A 16,441-nucleotide genomic window follows, 5' to 3' on the forward strand; every position below is an offset into this window, starting at 1 on the left:
GTTCAGTGGATTCGGGGCGGGGCAGTGCTGCCGCGCGGCGTCAGGTGGGCGGTCTCGTCCTGGAGGCCGGTCACCGGCTCGCCGGCGATCACGGCGAGGAGCTGCCGGGCGGCGTTCGCCCCGTACGCCGGGATGTCCCGGCCCAGCGCGGTCAGCGGCGGGTGCACGAGCTGGCAGAGTGGGGAGTCGTCCCAGGCCACGATGGAGAGGTCGCCGGGGACGCCCAGCCCCATCTCCTGCGCCACGGCGAGGCCGGCGATCGCCATCACGTCGTTGTCGTAGATCACCGCCGTGGGGCGCGTGGCGGAGCTGAGCAGCCGTCGGGTGGCCCGCGCGCCCTCCTCGCCGGTGTAGTCGGACCAGACCGTGCTCGCCTCGTCCAGCCCGAGTCGCCGGCACAGGTCGTTGAACGCGTCGGTGCGGATCTCGGTGTGCAGCAGCCCGGGCAGGCCGCCGACCCGGGCGATCCGCCGGTGGCCGAGCGCGACCAGGTATTCCACCGTCTCGACCAGGGCCGCCGGTTCGTCGGACCAGATGCTGGCCAGCCCGCCGGTGTGCCCGGGGCCGCCGATCACCACGGCGGGCAGTTGCAGCTCCTCCAGCGCCGGCACCCGCCGGTCGTCGATGCGCAGGTCGCAGACGAAGACCCCGTCGACCCGCCGCTCGGCCCACCACCGGCGGTAGACCGCGATCTCCGCCTCCTGGTCGGTGACCACCTGGAGGGTCAGCGCGTACGACCGGGCCGACAGCTCGGCCTCGACGCCGCTGATCAGCTCCATGAAGAACGGCTCGATGCCCAGTATCCGGGCGGGTCGGCAGAGGGCCAGGCCGACCGCCCGGGCGCTGGCGCCGGAGAGCGCGCGGGCGGCGCTGCTCGGGCTGAACCCGATCTCGGCGGCGATCGCGAGGATGCGCCGGCGGGTTGCCTCGGAGACGCCGGGCTGCCCGTTCAGCGCGTACGACACCGCGCCCTTGGAGACCCCGGCACGCCGGGCGACGTCGGCGATGGTCGGCCGCTTCACCGAAGCGCTCCTCCACTGTGTCCGGCCCTCGCGGGCGTGTTCGACCGCCGGCTGGTCCGGCGGCTGTGACGCTACTGCACCGGATCCGGCCGGTCGGGTGCGGCACGGGGGGTGCCCACTTGCGCGGTTCAGCGTACGTCCGTGGCCCTCTCCGCGGCCCCGGGCCGACCTGCCCCCGGAGGGGGTGCCACCACGCCTGGTCGCGCTCCCAGGGCGCCGGCTGGTTACCGCTTGGCCTCGCTGTTAACCGGCCGTTGACAGTGTCGGGGGTGAACCGTACGGTGGCCTCACTTATCCGGTTCAGTCAACGCCTCTCGATACCGGGAGCGTTCCCATTTGGCGCGGAGGAAGCATGAAACGGTCCTGGACGCACTGGGCGCGTACCGCCGCCGTCGGTGCCGTCAGCCTGGTCATGGTCGCCGCCTGTAGCGGCAGGAGCACCACCGACGGCGGGAACGCAGCCGACGGCCAGGTCACCTTGAAGATCAATTTCTGGGGCGACTTCGGCCTCCAGGACCTCAAGACGAGGTACGAGGCCGACCACCCGAACGTCAAGATCCAGCTCAACTCGGGTGAGTACAACGCCCAGCACGAGGATCTGCAGAAGAAGCTCGTCGCCGGCAACGGCGCGCCGGACATCGCGGCGATCGACGAGGGCTTCATGGTCCAGTTCCGCAGCCAGTCCGACAAGTTCGTCAACCTGCTGGACAAGGGCGCCGGGTCGTACGAGAGCAAGTACCTGCCCTGGAAGTGGAAGCAGTCGCTGTCCGCCGACGGCAAGACGCAGATCGGTCTCGGCACCGACGTCGGCGGCCTGGCCATGTGCTACCGCACCGACCTGTTCAAGGCCGCCGGCCTGCCCACCGACCGCGACCAGGTCTCCGCGCTCTGGCCCACCTGGGACAAGTTCCTGGAGGTCGGCCAGCAGTACACCGGCAAGACGAAGAAGAAGTTCCTCGACGCCGGCACCAACCTGTTCAACCCGATTCTCGGGCAGCAGCAGGTCGGCTTCTACAACGACCAGGAGCAGCTCCAGATGGAGCAGGGCCCGAAGGTCGCGTTCGACTACACGGTCAAGGCCGTCCAGGGCGGGCTCTCCGCCAACCTGGTCAGCTTCCAGGCCGACTGGGACAAGGGCTTCACCAGCGGCGCGTTCGCGGTGCTCGCCTGCCCGGCGTGGATGCTCGGCCACATCAAGGACACCGCGCCCGGCACCCAGGGCAAGTGGGACATCGCCGCGGTCCCCGGCGGCGGCGGCAACTGGGGCGGGTCGTTCCTGACCATCCCCAAGCAGGGCAAGAACGTCGACGAGGCGTACAAGCTGCTGGAGTGGCTGGTCGCGCCGGAGCAGCAGATCGAGATCTTCAAGAAGGTCGGCAACCTGCCGTCGCAGCCGGCGCTCTACGCCGACCCGGCCATCGCCGACTTCAAGAACCCGTTCTTCAACGACGCCCCGGTCGGCCAGATCTTCCCGAAGATGGCGCAGGGCCTCACCCCGCAGTACCTGGGCAAGAAGAACGGCCCGACCCGGGTCGCGGTGGAGAACGTCATCCGGCGGGTGGAGAACAAGACGCTGAAGCCGGACGCCGCCTGGAACGAGGCGGTCAAGGAGGCCGACAAGGCCGCCAAGTCCTGACGCACCGGCGCCGGGGCGGGACCCGAACCCGCTCCGGCGCCGCCGTACCCCGTCCACCCTCCTCGGCCCTGGAGTGACCCCGATGTCCAGCACCCGTGCCGCGCCCGCGCCGCCGAGCCGCCGACCCGCGCGCGAGCGCGGCGGGGCCGACGACACGCGGCTGACGTGGCGCAACCGGCTGTACCGCTTCGACATGCGCTACATGCCCTACCTCATGATCGCGCCGTTCTTCCTGCTCTTCATCGTGTTCGGGCTCTTCCCGCTGCTGTTCAACGCGGTGGTCTCGCTGCGCAACTACCGCCTGGACGACCCGACGCTGCCCTACTGGGCGGGCTTCGAGAACTTCAGCCGCCTCGTCGCCGACGAGGACTTCTGGAACGCGCTCTACAACACCTTCGGAATCTTCCTGCTCTCCACCCTGCCGCAGCTCCTGCTCGCCCTGATGGTCGCCTCGCTGCTCAACCGGAAGCTGCGGGCGCAGACCTGGTGGCGGGTCGGCGTGCTGCTGCCGTACGTGACGCCGATCGTGGCCTCGACCATGGTGTTCAGCGTCTTCTTCTCCCGCGACTTCGGCATGGCGAACTGGGCGCTGGGCCTGCTCGGCATCGGCGGCGCGGACGACCCGATCGACTGGCGGGCGGACAAGCTGCACGCCTGGATCGCCATCGCCACCATGGTCAACTGGAAGTGGATCGGCTACAACGCGCTGCTCTACCTGGCCGCCATGCAGTCCATCCCGCGCGACGTCTACGAGGCGTCGGCGATCGACGGCGCCGGCCAGTGGAAGCAGCTCTGGCGGATCACCGTCCCGATGATCCAGCCGGTGGTGGTGTTCACCGTGATCCTCTCCACCATCGGCGGGTTGCAGCTCTTCACCGAGCCGATGCTCTTCGACCCGAACGCCCAGGCCGCCACCGGCGGGCCGAACGGCGAGTGGCAGACCATCGCGCAGCTCATCTACAAGGTCGGCTGGAAGGACCTGAACCTCGGCTACGCCGCGGCCATGTCCTGGGCGCTGTTCCTGATCATCCTGGTCGTCGCCGGCCTGAACTACCTGCTGACGAACCGACTCTCGGGAGGTCGTCGGTGACGACACGACGTGTGGTGGCGCGAGCGCCGCAGGACACCCCGGCCGGCCTCTGGACCTACCTGCTGCTCGCGGTCAGCATGCTCTTCGCCGCGTTCCCGCTCTACTGGATGTTCGTCATCGCCACCAGCAACGACGAGGCGCTGGCGAAGCTGCCACCGGCGATCGTCCCAGGCGAGAAGTTCCTGACCAACGTCGACGAGGTCTTCTCCCTCCAGGACGTCTACTTCGCCGCCTCGCTGGTCAACAGCGTCATCGTGTCGACCGTGGTGACCGCGTCGGTGCTGTTCTTCTGCTCGCTGGCCGGCTTCGCCTTCGCCAAGCTCCGCTTCAAGGGCAGCAACGCGCTGATGCTCTTCGTGGTGCTCACGCTGACCGTGCCGAACCAGCTCGGCATCGTCGCGCTCTACATCGTGATGGGCAAGCTCGGCTGGAACGGCACGCTGCTCGCCGTCATCGCGCCCGGCCTGGTCACCGCGTTCGGCGTGTTCTACATGCGACAGTTCATCGTGAACACCGTCCCGGACGAGCTGATCGAGTCGGCCCGGGTCGACGGCGCCACGACCATGCGGGTGTACGCCACCATCGTGCTGCCCGCGATCCGCCCGGCCCTCGCGGTGCTCGGCCTGCTCACGTTCGTGGCCACCTGGAACGACTTCCAGTGGCCGCTGATCACGCTCAGCGGCACCGACTTCCCCACCTCGATGGTCGCGGTCTCCGACCTGGCCAGCGGAAACTATGTGATCTACCGGCGGGTGCTGGCCGGCGCGTTCATCGCCACCGTCCCCCTGCTGCTCATGCTGTTCGTCGGTGGACGTCAGATCGTCCGCGGGATCATGGAAGGCGCGGTGAAGTCGTGAGCCGTACCACGCTGCTGCACGAGGGTTGGACGCTGCGTCCCGAGCCCGGCCCGCAGGTGCCGCCGGAGATCGCGGGGGTCGAGGTGCCGGCGACCGTGCCCGGCTGCGTGCACACCGACCTGCTCGCCGCCGGCCTCATCCCCGACCCCTACCTCGACGACAACGAGAACCGGCTGCACTGGATCGGTCGCACCGACTGGGTCTACCGGACCACGTTCGCCTGGCAGCCCGGCGACGACGCCGACCGGGTGGACCTGGTCTGCGCCGGCCTGGACACGGTCGCCACGGTCACGCTCAACGGCACCGAGGTCGGCCGCACCGAGAACCAGCACCGCTCGTACCGGTTCGACATCCGGTCGCTGCTGCGACCGGGGGAGAACATCCTCGCCGTACGCTTCGACTCGCCCTACCGCTATGCCGAGGCGCACCGGGAGCGGCTCGGCGACCGGCCCAACGCGTACCCGGAGCCGTTCCACTTCATCCGCAAGACCGCCTGCAACTTCGGCTGGGACTGGGGACCGACCGTGGTCACCGCCGGCATCTGGCAGGAGATCGGCCTGCACGCCTGGTCCACGGCCCGGCTGGCCTCGGTCCGGCCGCTGGTCACGGTCGACGGCGGTGTCGGCCGGGTGGCGCTGCACGTCGACGTGGAACGGGCCGGCGACGAACCGCTGACCGTGCGCGCCACCGTCGCCGGGGCCGCCGCCGAGGTGACGGTGCCGGCGGGGGAGCGGGCCGCCGTGCTCACGCTCACCGTGCCGGACCCGGCGCTGTGGTGGCCGATCGGGTACGGCGAGCAGCCGCTGCACGACCTCGACGTGACGCTGCACGCCGCCGACGACCACGAGCTGGACGCCGCGTCCCGCCGGATCGGCTTCCGCTCGCTGCGGCTGGACACCACGCCCGACGCCCACGGGACCCCGTTCACGCTGCACGTCAACGACGTGCCGGTCTTCGTCAAGGGCGTCAACTGGATCCCCGACGACGCGTTCCCCAACCGGGTCACCCGGGCCCGCCTCGCCGAACGGTTCGGCCAGGCGGTCGACGCGAACGTCAACCTGCTGCGAATCTGGGGCGGCGGCCGGTACGAGTCGGACGACTTCTACGAGCTGGCCGACACACTCGGCCTGCTGGTGCAGCAGGACTTCCTGTTCGCCTGCGCGGCGTACCCGGAGGAGGAACCGTTCCGCACCGAGGTCGAGGCGGAGGCGCGGGAGCAGGTGGCCCGGCTCGCCGGCCACCCGTCGCTGGTGCTCTGGACCGGCAACAACGAGAACATCTGGGGCTGGCACGACTGGGACTGGCAGGAGCCGCTGGCCGACCGCACCTGGGGACGCGGCTACTACCTGGAACTGCTGCCCTCGGTCGTCGGCGAACTGGACCCGACCGTCCCGTACTGGCCGAGCAGCCCGTGGTCCGGCACCGAGGAGCGCCACCCCAACGACCCGGCGCACGGCACCATGCACATCTGGGACGTGTGGAACGACGACGACTACACCAAATATCGCGAGTACGTGCCCCGGTTCGTCGCCGAGTTCGGCTACCAGGGGCCACCCGCGTACGCGACGCTGCGGCGGGCCCTCTCCGACGAACCGCTCGCGCACGACTCGCCGGGCATGGCCCACCACCAGAAGGCCGCCGACGGCGACCGCAAGCTCCAACGCGGCCTCGACGCCCACCTGCCACCGCCCGCCGACTTCGACGACTGGCACTACTACACCCAGCTCAACCAGGCTCGCGCCATCGGACTCGGCGTCGAGCACTTCCGCTCGCACCGGCCGGTCTGCATGGGCACCATCGTCTGGCAGCTCAACGACTGCTGGCCGGTCACCTCGTGGGCCGCCGTCGACGGCGACGGCCGACGCAAACCCCTCTGGTACGCGCTGCGCCGCGCCTACGCCGACCGGCTGCTCACCGTGCAACCGCGAGACGGCGGGCTGGCGCTGGTCGCGGTGAACGACACCGGGCGGGCGTGGACCGGGCCGACCACGGTCACCCGGCTCACCGTCACCGGGGAGCCGAGGGCGAAGACCTCGGTCGACCTCGACGTCCCGGCGTACTCCTCGGTGGTGCTGGCGCTGCCGGCGGAGCTGGCGCGGCCCGACGACGCCCGCCGTGAGCTGCTGGTCGCGGACGCCGGCGACGGCGCGGAGCGGGCGCTGTGGTTCTTCGCCGAGGACCGCGAGATCGACTGGCCGACGGCGGAGTGGGAGGCGACGGTCGAGCCGGCCGACGACGGCCAGCGCATCCGGGTGACCGCGCGGACGGTGCTGCGCGACCTGACGCTGTTCCCCGACCGGCTGGACCCGTCCGCGCAGGTCGACGAGGCGCTGGTGACGTTGCTGCCGGGGGAGAGCACCGTTTTCACGGTGCGCGCCGCGCGCCCGCTCGACGCGGCGGCGCTGACCCGCCGCCCCGTGTTGCGCTGCGTCAACATGTAAGGCGGGGCCCCCGCTTAACGCATTTGGTATAGGCGGGGGCCCCGCTTAACACGGCCGCATCCCGGGGACGTCGTCGATGTCGTAGTAGATGGGGATGCCGCGCTCACGGGTGATCGTCACGTCCTGGCCGGCGCCCCGGGACTCGCCGGGCAGCTGCAGCACCGCGTCTCCGGGTCGCCGCCGGTGCCGGAGGTGTAGGGACCGGCGATCAGGATCATCAGGCTCCTGGAGGATTCAGGCATCGGCGTGTTCCTTCCCGGTCGGGGCGAGGGGTGGGACGAGACGGGGAGTCACCCGGTCGGGCAGGAGTCGACGTTCCGGGGCCGAGGTGTGCAGCACCTGGAACAGCACGGCGGTGTCCGGCACCCGGTCGGGGCGCTGTTCGTGCAGGGTGAAGGTGACGAGTTCCCAGGTGCGCGGGTCGACGCCGTACGCACCGAGCTGCGCCTGCCCGGCGTCCACGGCATCGGCGAGCCGGGCGTCCGTCGCGCGGGCGAGGGCCACGAAGTTGGCGTCGGCCGCCAGCGCGGTCTTCACCCGCATCCCGTACGCGGGTGCAGTGCGCCAGCGCGGCGCCTGGTGGGCCGTGCCGCCGATCCAGGTCTGCACGACCGGCCGGCCGAAGTCGCGCAGGATCGCGGTGAAGCCCGCGCCCGACCAGAGGAAGGACGCCGCGCCCGCCGCGTCGGCCCACAGATAGAACGGCGCGTACTGGTTCGCGGTGGCGCCGTCGACCCCACGTTCGCGGATCAGGAACGCCTTCAACCCCAGACCGGGGTACGCGTCGAGCAGGTGACCGCCCGCGGCGACCCGGTCGCGGATGATCCGCATGTCGTAGTCGGCCGGCAGCGTGATCTCGTACTGCATCGCGAGCATCGGTGCGTCTCAGTCCTTTGGATAGTCGTCGTCGGCGACCGCTTCGAGGACGTCGGCCCCGTCCCGTTCGTCGTGTTCCTGAATGGCCAGGTGGGACATCGCCGACCCGGCGGCGGCACCGTGCCAGTGCTCCTCGCCGGGCTCGACGCGTACCACGTCGCCGGCCACGATCCGTTCCGGCGCCTGACCCCGGCTCTGCACCCAGCCGACACCGGCGGTGACGACGAGCAACTGCCCGGCCGGATGCGTGTGCCAGCGGGTGCGGCTCCCGGCCGCGAAGTGCACATGCAGCGCCTCGACCCGCCCCGGCGCGGCCAGCGTCTCATAGTGTGCGGGCCCGTCGACCACGGACGCCGGCGCGGGCCGCGACACCGACTGCCGGGTGACCATCACGGGGTCACCACCAGCGCCTTGAGCAGCCCGAGGAGACCCCGGACCGCGGCGGTGAACCGCTCCTCGTCGTGGTCGGCGCGGGCGAGGACGTACCCGCCCTGGAGCGTGGACAGAATCGTCCCGGCGAGGTCGTCGGGGGCGATGACGGGGACGAGTTCGCCCCGGGCCTGCCCCTGCTCGATCACCGCGGCGATCGCTCCGCGTACCCAGGACAGGGCGTCCGCGACCGGCTGCCGCAGGGGCTCCGCCGCGAACACGTCCGGGTCCTGCGTCATCCGGCCGATGCGGCAGCCGCGCAGCACGTCCCGGTCGCGCAGCAGGAACCGTTCGAGCCTTTCGTACGCGGTGCCGGGCCCGTCGAGCGCGTCCCGCGCGGCCCGGGTCAGGGTGTCGGCGTTCCGCCGGATCCCGGCCACCGCCAGCTCCTGCTTGCCGGCGAAGTGGTGGTACAAACTGCCCTGTCCCACCCCCGCGCGAGCCAGCACGGCCGACGGGCTGGTGCCCACGTAACCGCGTTCCCACAGCAGGTCCGCCATGCCCTCGACCAGCCGGGTGCGCGCGTCCTTGTCGGTCATGCCGTGACCACCACCTTTCCCATGTGCGTTCCCGCTTCCAGATGCCGGAGCGCCGAGCGGAGGTCGTCCCAGCGGTGCACCGAGTCGACCACCGGGACGATCCGGTGCGCGTCGACGAACGCGACGAGTTCGTCGAGCATGTCGCGCGAGCCGGTCTCGATGCCGTGCAGCGTGGCGTTGGCGGTGACCAGCTTGTACGTGCTGACCTCGGCCTTCAGCCCCGCGAGCAGCCCGATGAAGGCGATGCGACCGCCGATCCGGACCGCGTCGAGGGAGACGTCGAGGTTCGCGCCACCGACCGTCTCGACCACGACGTCAGCAGCTCGGCCGTCGGTCGCGCGGCGGCGACGTCCTGACGCCGGTGGTCGATCGTGTGCCGCGCCCCGAGCGCCCGGGCCCGGGCCCGCTTCTGCTCGCTGCCCGACGTGACGACGACCTTGGCGCCGGCCGCGTGGGCGATCTGCAACGCCATCAGCGCGACCCCGCCGGTGCCGTGGATCAGCACGACCTCGCCGGGCGCGATGCCGGTGCGCCGCAACGCGTGCCAGGCGGTCACGCCGGCGATCGGCAGCGTCGCCGCCCGGGTCGCGTCGAGGGTGCCCGGGGCCCGTATGGCCTCCTCCTCGTCGACGGTCACCAACTCGGCCGCCATGCCGCGGTTCACCGGCCCGCCGGTGGGCAGGGTGTACGCCTCCGCGGTGAGCGGCCCGGACCGCCACCGGGGCAGGAACGTCGGCAGCACCACGTCGCCCGGCCGGAACCGGGTGACCTGCGCGCCGACGGCTTCGACCACCCCGGCCGCGTCGGAGATCGGCACGATCGCCCGCTCGGGCCGCCAGCCGCCCTCCCCCCGGATCACCAGGAGATCGCGGTAGTTCAGGGCCAGCGCGGACGTCCGTAGCAGCACGTCGCGGGGCCCGGGGACCGGATCGTCCACCTCAACCTGCCGTAGACCGTCGATGCCGTCGCCGGTCGTCAACCACACCCGCACCACGCTCTCCATTTCGTCAACTTGCCCGACGAACATACATACTAGTAGGTATGGTGGCAGGGGTGAATACCAACGGCCTTGTGTCGCTGCTGACTAGCGGTTCTGCCGGGGCTCGGGAAGAAACCCGTGCACGGGTCGCCCGCCGGCGAGCACCTCGCGGACGCGCAGATCGTCGTCGAGGACGACCACTTCGGCGGCCTTGCCCGGGGCGAGACTGCCGGTGCGGTCGGCCATGCCCAGCAGGGCGGCCGGAGTCGTGGCCGCGGACCGGGCGACGTCGGTGACGGGCAGGCCGGTGACCCGGATTGCGTGCCGCACCGCCGCGTCCATGGTGAGGGTGCTGCCGGCCAGCGTGCCGTCGGTGAGGCGTACGCTGCCGCCCTCGGCGACGACCGGCACCGGCCCCAGCCGGTACCGGCCACTGGTCATCCCCGCAGCCGGCGTCGCGTCGGTCACGAACGCGATCCGGTCCGGACCGGCGGCCTCGACCGCGACGCGGACGGCGTCGTCGTGGACGTGGACGCCGTCGTTGATGATCTCGCAGGTGACGGCCGGGTTGGCCAGGGCCGCGCCGGCCGGACCCGGTTCGCGGTGGTGGAACTGCCGCATGGCGTTGAACAGGTGGGTGGCCAGGCGGGCGCCGCCCGCGAACGCGTCCCGGGCCTGGACGTACGTGGCCTCGGTGTGCCCGACGGCGGCGATCGCCCCGGCCCCGACCACCTGGTCGAGCAGGTCCATCCCACCGGGCAGTTCCGGCGCGAGCGTGACCACCCGGATGTGGCCGCGACCGGCGTCGAGGAGCTGCCGCAGCGCGGCCGGATCCGGGGCCAGCAGGAACTCGTGGTGGTGCGAGCCACGCTTGGCCGGGTTGAGGAAGGGACCCTCCAGGTGGATGCCGGCGATGCCCGGCTCACCGGCGTCGATCATCGCGGCGATGGTGGCGACCGAGGCGACCATCCGGTCCAGCCGGTCGGTGACCAGACTGGCCAGCGTACGGGTGGTGCCGTGCCGCCGGTGGAAGGCGACCGCCTGCCGGATCTCGGCGGGATCGTCGGTGGTGATCTGCGCCCCGCCACCGCCGTGCATGTGCAGGTCGACGAAGCCGGGCAGCAGCCACCCACCGCCGAGATCCACCACCCGACCGCCGGCCGGTGGACGACCCCGGCCCACCGCACGGATGACACCGTCAGCAATGGACAGCCAACCGGGATCCAGCACGCCGGCCGGCGTGACGACCCGGCATCCGATCAAGGTGAGCACGTTTTCACCATAGTGTGGCGATGCCGGTGGAGAGACTCAGCGAAGTGCCAGCACCAGTTGCCAGACCGCAGTGGAGGGGTTGGCGTCAGGCGGATCGCCCAAGTTCCGCGCCCGTTTGACGGCGGCGTCGAGGCCGTCGCGGAAGTCGTCGAAGTCGAGCCTGGTCTTGTCCCAGTTCCGGACGTATCTGCGCAGTAGATCCTTGGCCTTCTCGGCGTTCTCCAGGTGTCGGGTGCACCCGTCGAGGTGCAGGATCAACCAGACCTCGAAACACGGATTCGACCAGAGCAGAGCGACATCGTGCCGCTGCGCTTCCCGTTCCGGCTCCGCCGGAGCATAGTGGTCGACGTCGCAGACCACATACGCCTGATCGAAGTCGTTGTCGTCGCGGCGGCGAGCGGCCCCCCGCACCGCGTCGATCGGCGATCCGTTCTCCACGGCCACGACGAGGCGGTGCTCAAGCCACGGCTCCTGCCGCAGTGCTTCGAGATAGGCGCGCTCGGTCGACCTGCCGTTGGTGACGGCGAGGACGGTGTGCCGTTGCTCCCTGACTCCGACCCGCCGGAGAAGGTTGGTCTCGCGGATCGTGCCCGTCGTTCGGCCCGTACGCCGCTGGTCAATCCGTCGCTTCGTCATCCACCGGTCTCCGTGTCGCGAGCGCCTGCTCGAACAGATACGCCGAAACGTCCGGCACGGCGCCGTAGTTGCCGTTCAGGTAACGACGCTGTCGGTTCTCGCCGTCCTTGCGAGGCTTGAAATCGGTCAGCGGATACAGCGTGGAGGCGCCGTCCGCGTCCTTCTCGGTGAACCAGATCTCGTCCCGGTGCAGGATCTCCTCCGTGTCGATGGTGCCGAGGAGAGCGGCGTCGTGACTGGTGAAGATGAGTTGGCTGCCTCGGGGGTTCGACGTGGCGGACTGAAAGAGACCGATGAGCTTCGCGGTCAGCAGCGGATGCAGGCTGGCGTCGATCTCATCGACGCACATGGTTCCACCACCGGCGAGGACGTCGGCGGCTTCGATGGCGAGCCCGAGCAGCTGTTGCGTTCCCGTCGACTCCTCGGCCAGCTCGAACTGCACCTCGCCCGCCGGCCCCTGATGGGCGAACCTCAGCCGCTTCCGTTCCCGTCCCACCGGGTTGCGGGGGTTTCGCAGCATCCTCCGCTCGTTGCCGGGGTCCCGGAAGAGCATTGGCTGATCTTCGGTCACCGTGCTGGTCACCTCGACCACGTCGACGATCCCCACGTCGGCTGCCCGCAACAGTTCGACCACCGTACGCCTGCTGACGTCGCTCTCCGGCCAGGCGGATCGGTGGCCGCCGCTCAGGCGACCACCCAGGTGGGGCTGGCTGCGGCTGTACATCCGCTGGAACCACCGGTAGACATCGCGAAGTGGCTCAGGGCCGTTTCCGTCCGGTACGGCTTGCCGATGGTCGAAGCGGGCGATGGTGCTGAGAAAGAGGGCCGTGGGGGCGGTGACCTCGGCGATCCGCTCCAGCAGGGCCCGCTGGCTGGAATCCTCACCCCAAGCGAAGGATTCGCCGTTGCGCTCGAAGACGCGCCGCCTCCGCTTGAGCGGATAGTGGTAGAGCCACTCGTCGACAACCCCGTCGTTGTCGAGGGTGTAGCCGTAGGTGTGCCGGACGCCGTCCAGGCTGAGGTCGACGACGTAGTGCGACGGGGCGTCGAGGGAGTCAGGGGTCATCCGATACGGCTCGCGGGCCACACCGAGACCCGGCTCGACCTCCCGGTCGGAGAAGATCACGAAGCGACGCATGAACGCCAAGGCGTGCAGGCAGTTGGACTTCCCGGACGCGTTCGCGCCGAAGATGCCGACGACTCGGACCGCCTGCTCGTGCTGGTCGTCGCCGTAGGCCGGAGTCAGATTGAGTTGCTGCTCGTCCCGGAACGATCGGTGATTGGCGAAGCGAAAGCTCAACAGCATGACTGTGCCCTCTGATCTTCGGGCCTTGCGGCCGTTCCATGCGAGTAAACCACGCGGAATGGCCTGAAGCCTTTGCCTCGCCGGGGTCAAGCCTTGAACTGGCCGCAAGCCGTGCCCACGAGCTGGGGCGCGGCATCAGCGTCCAGCGCGCTTCCACGCCCGATAGAACTCCTTGTACAGGAACCGCTGTACCGGGTTGCCGCTGGCAGACATCTGCTTGCTGATCACCCGCGCGCCGATCCACATCCCCGCGACCTTCGGAATCCCCGGGACCGATTCGGCCACCGACGCCACCCCGTTGACGAGTTCCTGCTCGACCGGCGACAGCGCGATCCTGCGGAGCCCGAGGCGTTCGAGCAGTTGCTTCTTCGCCTCGTCGATGTCCCGCGCGAGGCGAAGGTAGTCCTCGTCGGTGACGCACCTGGCGACGGCCGCTCGCAGGTCGGCTGCCTTCCGTCGATAGTCGGCGATGCGGCTGACGACCAGGTCGATCCATGCGCTCTCGCCCAGCTTGCCGGTCTCCGAGGCCTGCCAGAGCCGGCCGCCGAGCAGCGGTAGTTCCAGCTCAAGCAGTTGCACCTGGTGGGTGTCACTCTCGCTCGCAGCGGCGGCGAGCGTTTGGTGGATGCCGCGGATGGCCTTGATGACGTCGAGTACCACCCCCTCGGCCGCGCCCTCCCGGGACAGGTCGAAGGTCAGGAGAAAGTCTCTGCGGATGGGGTGCGCCTGGTATGAGAGCCCGGCGGCATCCGCTCTGGAGCGGTACTTGAGCCCACGCGCGAGCGTGGCTGCGACGTAGACCTCGTCGCCCGGCGGGGCCATCGACTGCAGTGGGCCCCGTAGGACGACCGAGGCCGCCCGCGCCCAGTCGCCGAACGGATCGTCCTCGACGCCGTCGGACGTCCCGATCCGGTCGGCGTGATGGCCGGCGACGCGAACGTGCGTGGCCTGAAAGGTCGACCAGCCGTGGATGCGCTTCGACAGCGAGTTGCGCGTGCTCGACAGGGCGTTGTCGCAGGCGAGTGCCTGTTCGATGAACTGCCCGAGCGCTCTGCTGCCCTGCCAGCTCTGCAGATCGTGAAGAGCGGATTCCTCGGCGGTGCGAGCAGCCTGGCTCTCGTCAACGTCCAGTTGCAGCGGATGGAGCAGCTTGGCGTCGATCAGCGCGCGGAGCAGCAGAGGTCTTGCGCCGAAGTCCGCCGGGGTGGGGCGAGCGAGCACCGGATGGGCGACCCACACCCGGTTCATGAAGATCAAGGACTGGATCAGCTCGACGAACGCTTGGCGCGCGAACGGATCTCCGGGCTGCGCACGGCGGTTCTGAGCGGCGACGAAATCCTCGGCACCGATGAGTGAAGTGACGTCTACGAGGACTTCGGTGCTTCGGTGCGGGAGTTCCGTGCTACCTCCACGAACCACTTGACTGCCTCCGGGCGACCCATCACGGTGCTGGGGAAAGTCGGTTCTGGCTGGGCGAGCGTCTCGATGGACACCGGCAGACGCTTGACCCCATCGATATCTGTAGACATTAGACCGACGATCTCACCCAGACACAAGCCCGCCAAGCCGTCCCAGACCTTCTGCCGCGGGCGATAGAAGAGGTCGAACCGGGGCGCGCCCTCGCACAGTTCTGTGAGATCCAGCGCTGTGCGGAGCATGTCGAGTGTCTGTGACGTGGTCCGCGTCTTCAGCCGGTATCCGGCCTCGGCTACGGCTGCCTCGTGCCGCGGCGCCTCGGACGTGGAACTGCGTGTCAGGGATGCGACAAGCGTCGGCTCCGGAGCATTGTTGAGTGCCGCTGGTCGACCGTTGACCGAAATCACGTTCTCGGCGCGGGACGCATGCACGACGATCGGCGTGCGGTCGGTGCCGAGCTCGGGAGCGACGATGAGCGTCGCCACCGGTTCCCTCCGCTCCAACAGGCAGACCACGGAGCAGAACTCGGTGCTTTGCGATTGCACGAACTCCGCCGTGCCGTCGATCGGATCGATGACCCAGATCCGCTCGGGCTCCTCGTCGATGTCGGGCCGCCAACTACCGCTACCTGACTCCTCCGCCACCACCCGGGCTGCGGGGTCCACAGCGCGAATCTTGTCGATGATCATTTTTTCGACTGCAAGGTCGGCCTCGGTGAGCAGGGTCCGGTCGGCCTTCTCCCGCACGTCGATCTCCGCTATGCGGGACCGGTAGGGCGCGAGGGCGGCCAGAAGCTCCGTCGCCAGCTCGGACCACAGGTGCTCAAGGCGCATCGACACTCCTACACGCTCGCTCGGGGACAAGCCTGCCAGCCGCGAACACCATCCTCCCCGCGAAGGTGTGTGGTTGTCGATCGGGGTCAATCCTCCGGCTGGTCGGCGCGCCGCGTCCGGGGCCACCCGGCCGAAACGGGACTGCCGCACGGAGGCTCCCTCGTCAACGGTTCGGCCCTTACGGGCTCATCCGTCCAATAGTTGACTGCATTTTCCGCCCCGGGCCCTCGCCGCTCGCCGCAGCGGAGCGTGCCGTCATCACCGCGAAATAACATATTCATCCAGTGCTTCTGCCGCCCGTGCGCGAACTCGATTACGGTCACCGGACCAACTTCATGGGTGGATGGGAGAACTTGTCCATGCTCGGACGCTTGATCCGTTCAGGTGCCGCCGCCGCTGCGGCAGCCGGCCTCGCGGTCGCGCTGGTGCTCGCCGGCTCGACACCGGCATCGGCCATATTCGGCGGCACCACCAGTGGCGTTCTTCGCGGCCAGGTCAACATCTGGGCCGACTCCGGAGCGAGATACAAGTGCACCGGGACGCTGATCGGTCAGCGTTGGGTGCTCACCGCCAAGCACTGCTTCGACGGTGAAGACCCCGACAGGTTCCAGATCTGGACCGGCGACCGCAGGCCGAAGTATGGCGAGGGGGTCCCGGTCATCGGCTGGGCGCCCAACGACAAGTACGACGTCGCGGTGCTGCATCTGCGATGGTCCGTGCGCAACGTGAACCTGATCGCGAAGTACAACGCCAACTCACTGCTGAAGACCGGCATCACGGTCGCGGTGCGGGGCTGGGGCCAGGATCAGCCATCCGTACCCTCGTCGGCGCCGACTCCCTCGCTCCGGGTCTGCTCCCTGTCGGTGGACGGGTCCGCCGTGGACCACATGCGGCTGGATCCCATCGACGGTATTCCGGTGAAGGGGGATTCGGGCGCGGGCGTCTGGTCGGGCGACCGCGTCTATGGGATCTACTACTCGTACGCGTCGGACTATTCCTACGGCTATGCCATCCAGACGTCGGTGGTCGCCGGGTGGATCGAAGGCCTGACGGGCATCCCCGGAGTGGGCTGACCCGCCCTGCGCCCGCCGGGTGGAACGGTATGGGTG

Annotated in this window: 14 protein-coding genes and 2 pseudogenes; 5 read left to right on the forward strand and 11 right to left on the reverse strand. The window is 69.8% G+C overall.

The window, feature by feature from the left end; translation table 11 throughout:
* Positions 1 to 2 precede the first annotated feature (2 nt).
* Positions 3 to 1,022, reverse strand: a complete 1,020-nt coding sequence (locus tag B1205_RS19670; RefSeq protein WP_089156914.1) for a LacI family DNA-binding transcriptional regulator — start codon at positions 1,020 to 1,022, stop codon at positions 3 to 5.
* A 352-nt stretch (positions 1,023 to 1,374) separates the two neighbouring features.
* On the opposite strand from B1205_RS19670, the gene B1205_RS19675 reads away from it, so the two are divergent.
* From B1205_RS19675 to B1205_RS19690, 4 genes are all read left to right on the forward strand, one after another.
* On the forward strand, positions 1,375 to 2,658 hold the full coding sequence (locus B1205_RS19675; protein ID WP_089156915.1) for an ABC transporter substrate-binding protein: 1,284 nt from the start codon (positions 1,375 to 1,377) through the stop codon (positions 2,656 to 2,658).
* An 82-nt stretch (positions 2,659 to 2,740) separates the two neighbouring features.
* Positions 2,741 to 3,748 (forward strand): carbohydrate ABC transporter permease, encoded by a 1,008-nt coding sequence (locus tag B1205_RS19680; protein ID WP_089156916.1) that lies wholly within the window; start codon positions 2,741 to 2,743, stop codon positions 3,746 to 3,748.
* Entirely contained in the window at positions 3,745 to 4,605 is an 861-nt protein-coding gene (locus tag B1205_RS19685; RefSeq protein ID WP_089156917.1) for a carbohydrate ABC transporter permease, read from the forward strand. The genes B1205_RS19680 and B1205_RS19685 overlap by 4 nt, the downstream gene beginning before the upstream one ends.
* The gene (locus B1205_RS19690) at positions 4,602 to 7,046 is read left to right on the forward strand and encodes a glycoside hydrolase family 2 protein (protein ID WP_089156918.1); all 2,445 of its coding nucleotides are present in this window, start codon (positions 4,602 to 4,604) and stop codon (positions 7,044 to 7,046) included. The genes B1205_RS19685 and B1205_RS19690 overlap by 4 nt, the downstream gene beginning before the upstream one ends.
* A gap of 234 nt (positions 7,047 to 7,280) precedes the next feature.
* Here the strand turns inward: B1205_RS19690 and B1205_RS19695 are convergent, their stop codons facing one another.
* The 10 genes and pseudogenes from B1205_RS19695 to B1205_RS19735 all read right to left on the reverse strand — a co-directional run bounded on the left by B1205_RS19695 (position 7,281) and on the right by B1205_RS19735 (position 15,332).
* Complete coding sequence (locus B1205_RS19695; RefSeq protein WP_089156919.1) at positions 7,281 to 7,922, reverse strand: DUF4865 family protein; 642 nt, start codon at positions 7,920 to 7,922, stop codon at positions 7,281 to 7,283.
* Between the two features lie 9 nt (positions 7,923 to 7,931).
* On the reverse strand, positions 7,932 to 8,312 hold the full coding sequence (locus tag B1205_RS19700) for a cupin domain-containing protein (protein ID WP_089156920.1): 381 nt from the start codon (positions 8,310 to 8,312) through the stop codon (positions 7,932 to 7,934).
* On the reverse strand, positions 8,312 to 8,890 hold the full coding sequence (locus B1205_RS19705) for a TetR/AcrR family transcriptional regulator (protein WP_089156921.1): 579 nt from the start codon (positions 8,888 to 8,890) through the stop codon (positions 8,312 to 8,314). Before B1205_RS19705 ends, B1205_RS19700 begins: the two co-directional genes overlap by 1 nt.
* Positions 8,887 to 9,362: pseudogene (locus B1205_RS33450) on the reverse strand (zinc-binding dehydrogenase). The gene B1205_RS19705 and the pseudogene B1205_RS33450 overlap by 4 nt, the downstream one beginning before the upstream one ends.
* Before the next feature lie 141 nt (positions 9,363 to 9,503).
* Positions 9,504 to 9,917 (reverse strand): annotated as a pseudogene (locus tag B1205_RS33455) (alcohol dehydrogenase catalytic domain-containing protein); the annotation flags it as partial.
* Between the two features lie 57 nt (positions 9,918 to 9,974).
* Complete coding sequence (gene nagA, locus B1205_RS19715) at positions 9,975 to 11,141, reverse strand: N-acetylglucosamine-6-phosphate deacetylase (RefSeq protein WP_089156923.1); 1,167 nt, start codon at positions 11,139 to 11,141, stop codon at positions 9,975 to 9,977.
* Positions 11,142 to 11,177: 36 nt separating this feature from the next.
* On the reverse strand, positions 11,178 to 11,777 hold the full coding sequence (locus tag B1205_RS19720; RefSeq protein WP_089156924.1) for an RloB family protein: 600 nt from the start codon (positions 11,775 to 11,777) through the stop codon (positions 11,178 to 11,180).
* The gene (locus tag B1205_RS19725; protein WP_217809851.1) at positions 11,758 to 13,077 is read right to left on the reverse strand and encodes an AAA family ATPase; all 1,320 of its coding nucleotides are present in this window, start codon (positions 13,075 to 13,077) and stop codon (positions 11,758 to 11,760) included. Before B1205_RS19725 ends, B1205_RS19720 begins: the two co-directional genes overlap by 20 nt.
* 141 nt (positions 13,078 to 13,218) lie before the next feature.
* A complete protein-coding gene (locus tag B1205_RS19730) occupies positions 13,219 to 14,502 on the reverse strand; it encodes a hypothetical protein (RefSeq protein ID WP_254910052.1) in 1,284 nt (427 codons plus the stop codon).
* Positions 14,448 to 15,332, reverse strand: a complete 885-nt coding sequence (locus B1205_RS19735) for an inositol monophosphatase family protein (RefSeq protein ID WP_140158105.1) — start codon at positions 15,330 to 15,332, stop codon at positions 14,448 to 14,450. The genes B1205_RS19730 and B1205_RS19735 overlap by 55 nt, the downstream gene beginning before the upstream one ends.
* A gap of 284 nt (positions 15,333 to 15,616) precedes the next feature.
* On the opposite strand from B1205_RS19735, the gene B1205_RS19740 reads away from it, so the two are divergent.
* Complete coding sequence (locus B1205_RS19740; protein ID WP_140158106.1) at positions 15,617 to 16,405, forward strand: trypsin-like serine protease; 789 nt, start codon at positions 15,617 to 15,619, stop codon at positions 16,403 to 16,405.
* Positions 16,406 to 16,441: the final 36 nt, after the last annotated feature.

The sequence above is a fragment of the Micromonospora sp. NBS 11-29 genome, from assembly GCF_002140155.1.
In the GTDB taxonomy this organism is placed as follows: Bacteria; Actinomycetota; Actinomycetes; order Mycobacteriales; family Micromonosporaceae; genus Micromonospora.

Coding starts and splice junctions, on each gene's coding strand:
- B1205_RS19675 (WP_089156915.1), top strand. CDS start 1,375: ATGAAACGGTCCTGGACGCACTGGGCGCGTACCGCCGCCGTCGGTGCC.
- B1205_RS19680 (WP_089156916.1), top strand. CDS start 2,741: ATGTCCAGCACCCGTGCCGCGCCCGCGCCGCCGAGCCGCCGACCCGCG.
- B1205_RS19695 (WP_089156919.1), bottom strand. CDS start 7,922: ATGCTCGCGATGCAGTACGAGATCACGCTGCCGGCCGACTACGACATG.
- B1205_RS19700 (WP_089156920.1), bottom strand. CDS start 8,312: ATGGTCACCCGGCAGTCGGTGTCGCGGCCCGCGCCGGCGTCCGTGGTC.
- B1205_RS19705 (WP_089156921.1), bottom strand. CDS start 8,890: ATGACCGACAAGGACGCGCGCACCCGGCTGGTCGAGGGCATGGCGGAC.
- B1205_RS19720 (WP_089156924.1), bottom strand. CDS start 11,777: ATGACGAAGCGACGGATTGACCAGCGGCGTACGGGCCGAACGACGGGC.
- B1205_RS19735 (WP_140158105.1), bottom strand. CDS start 15,332: ATGCGCCTTGAGCACCTGTGGTCCGAGCTGGCGACGGAGCTTCTGGCC.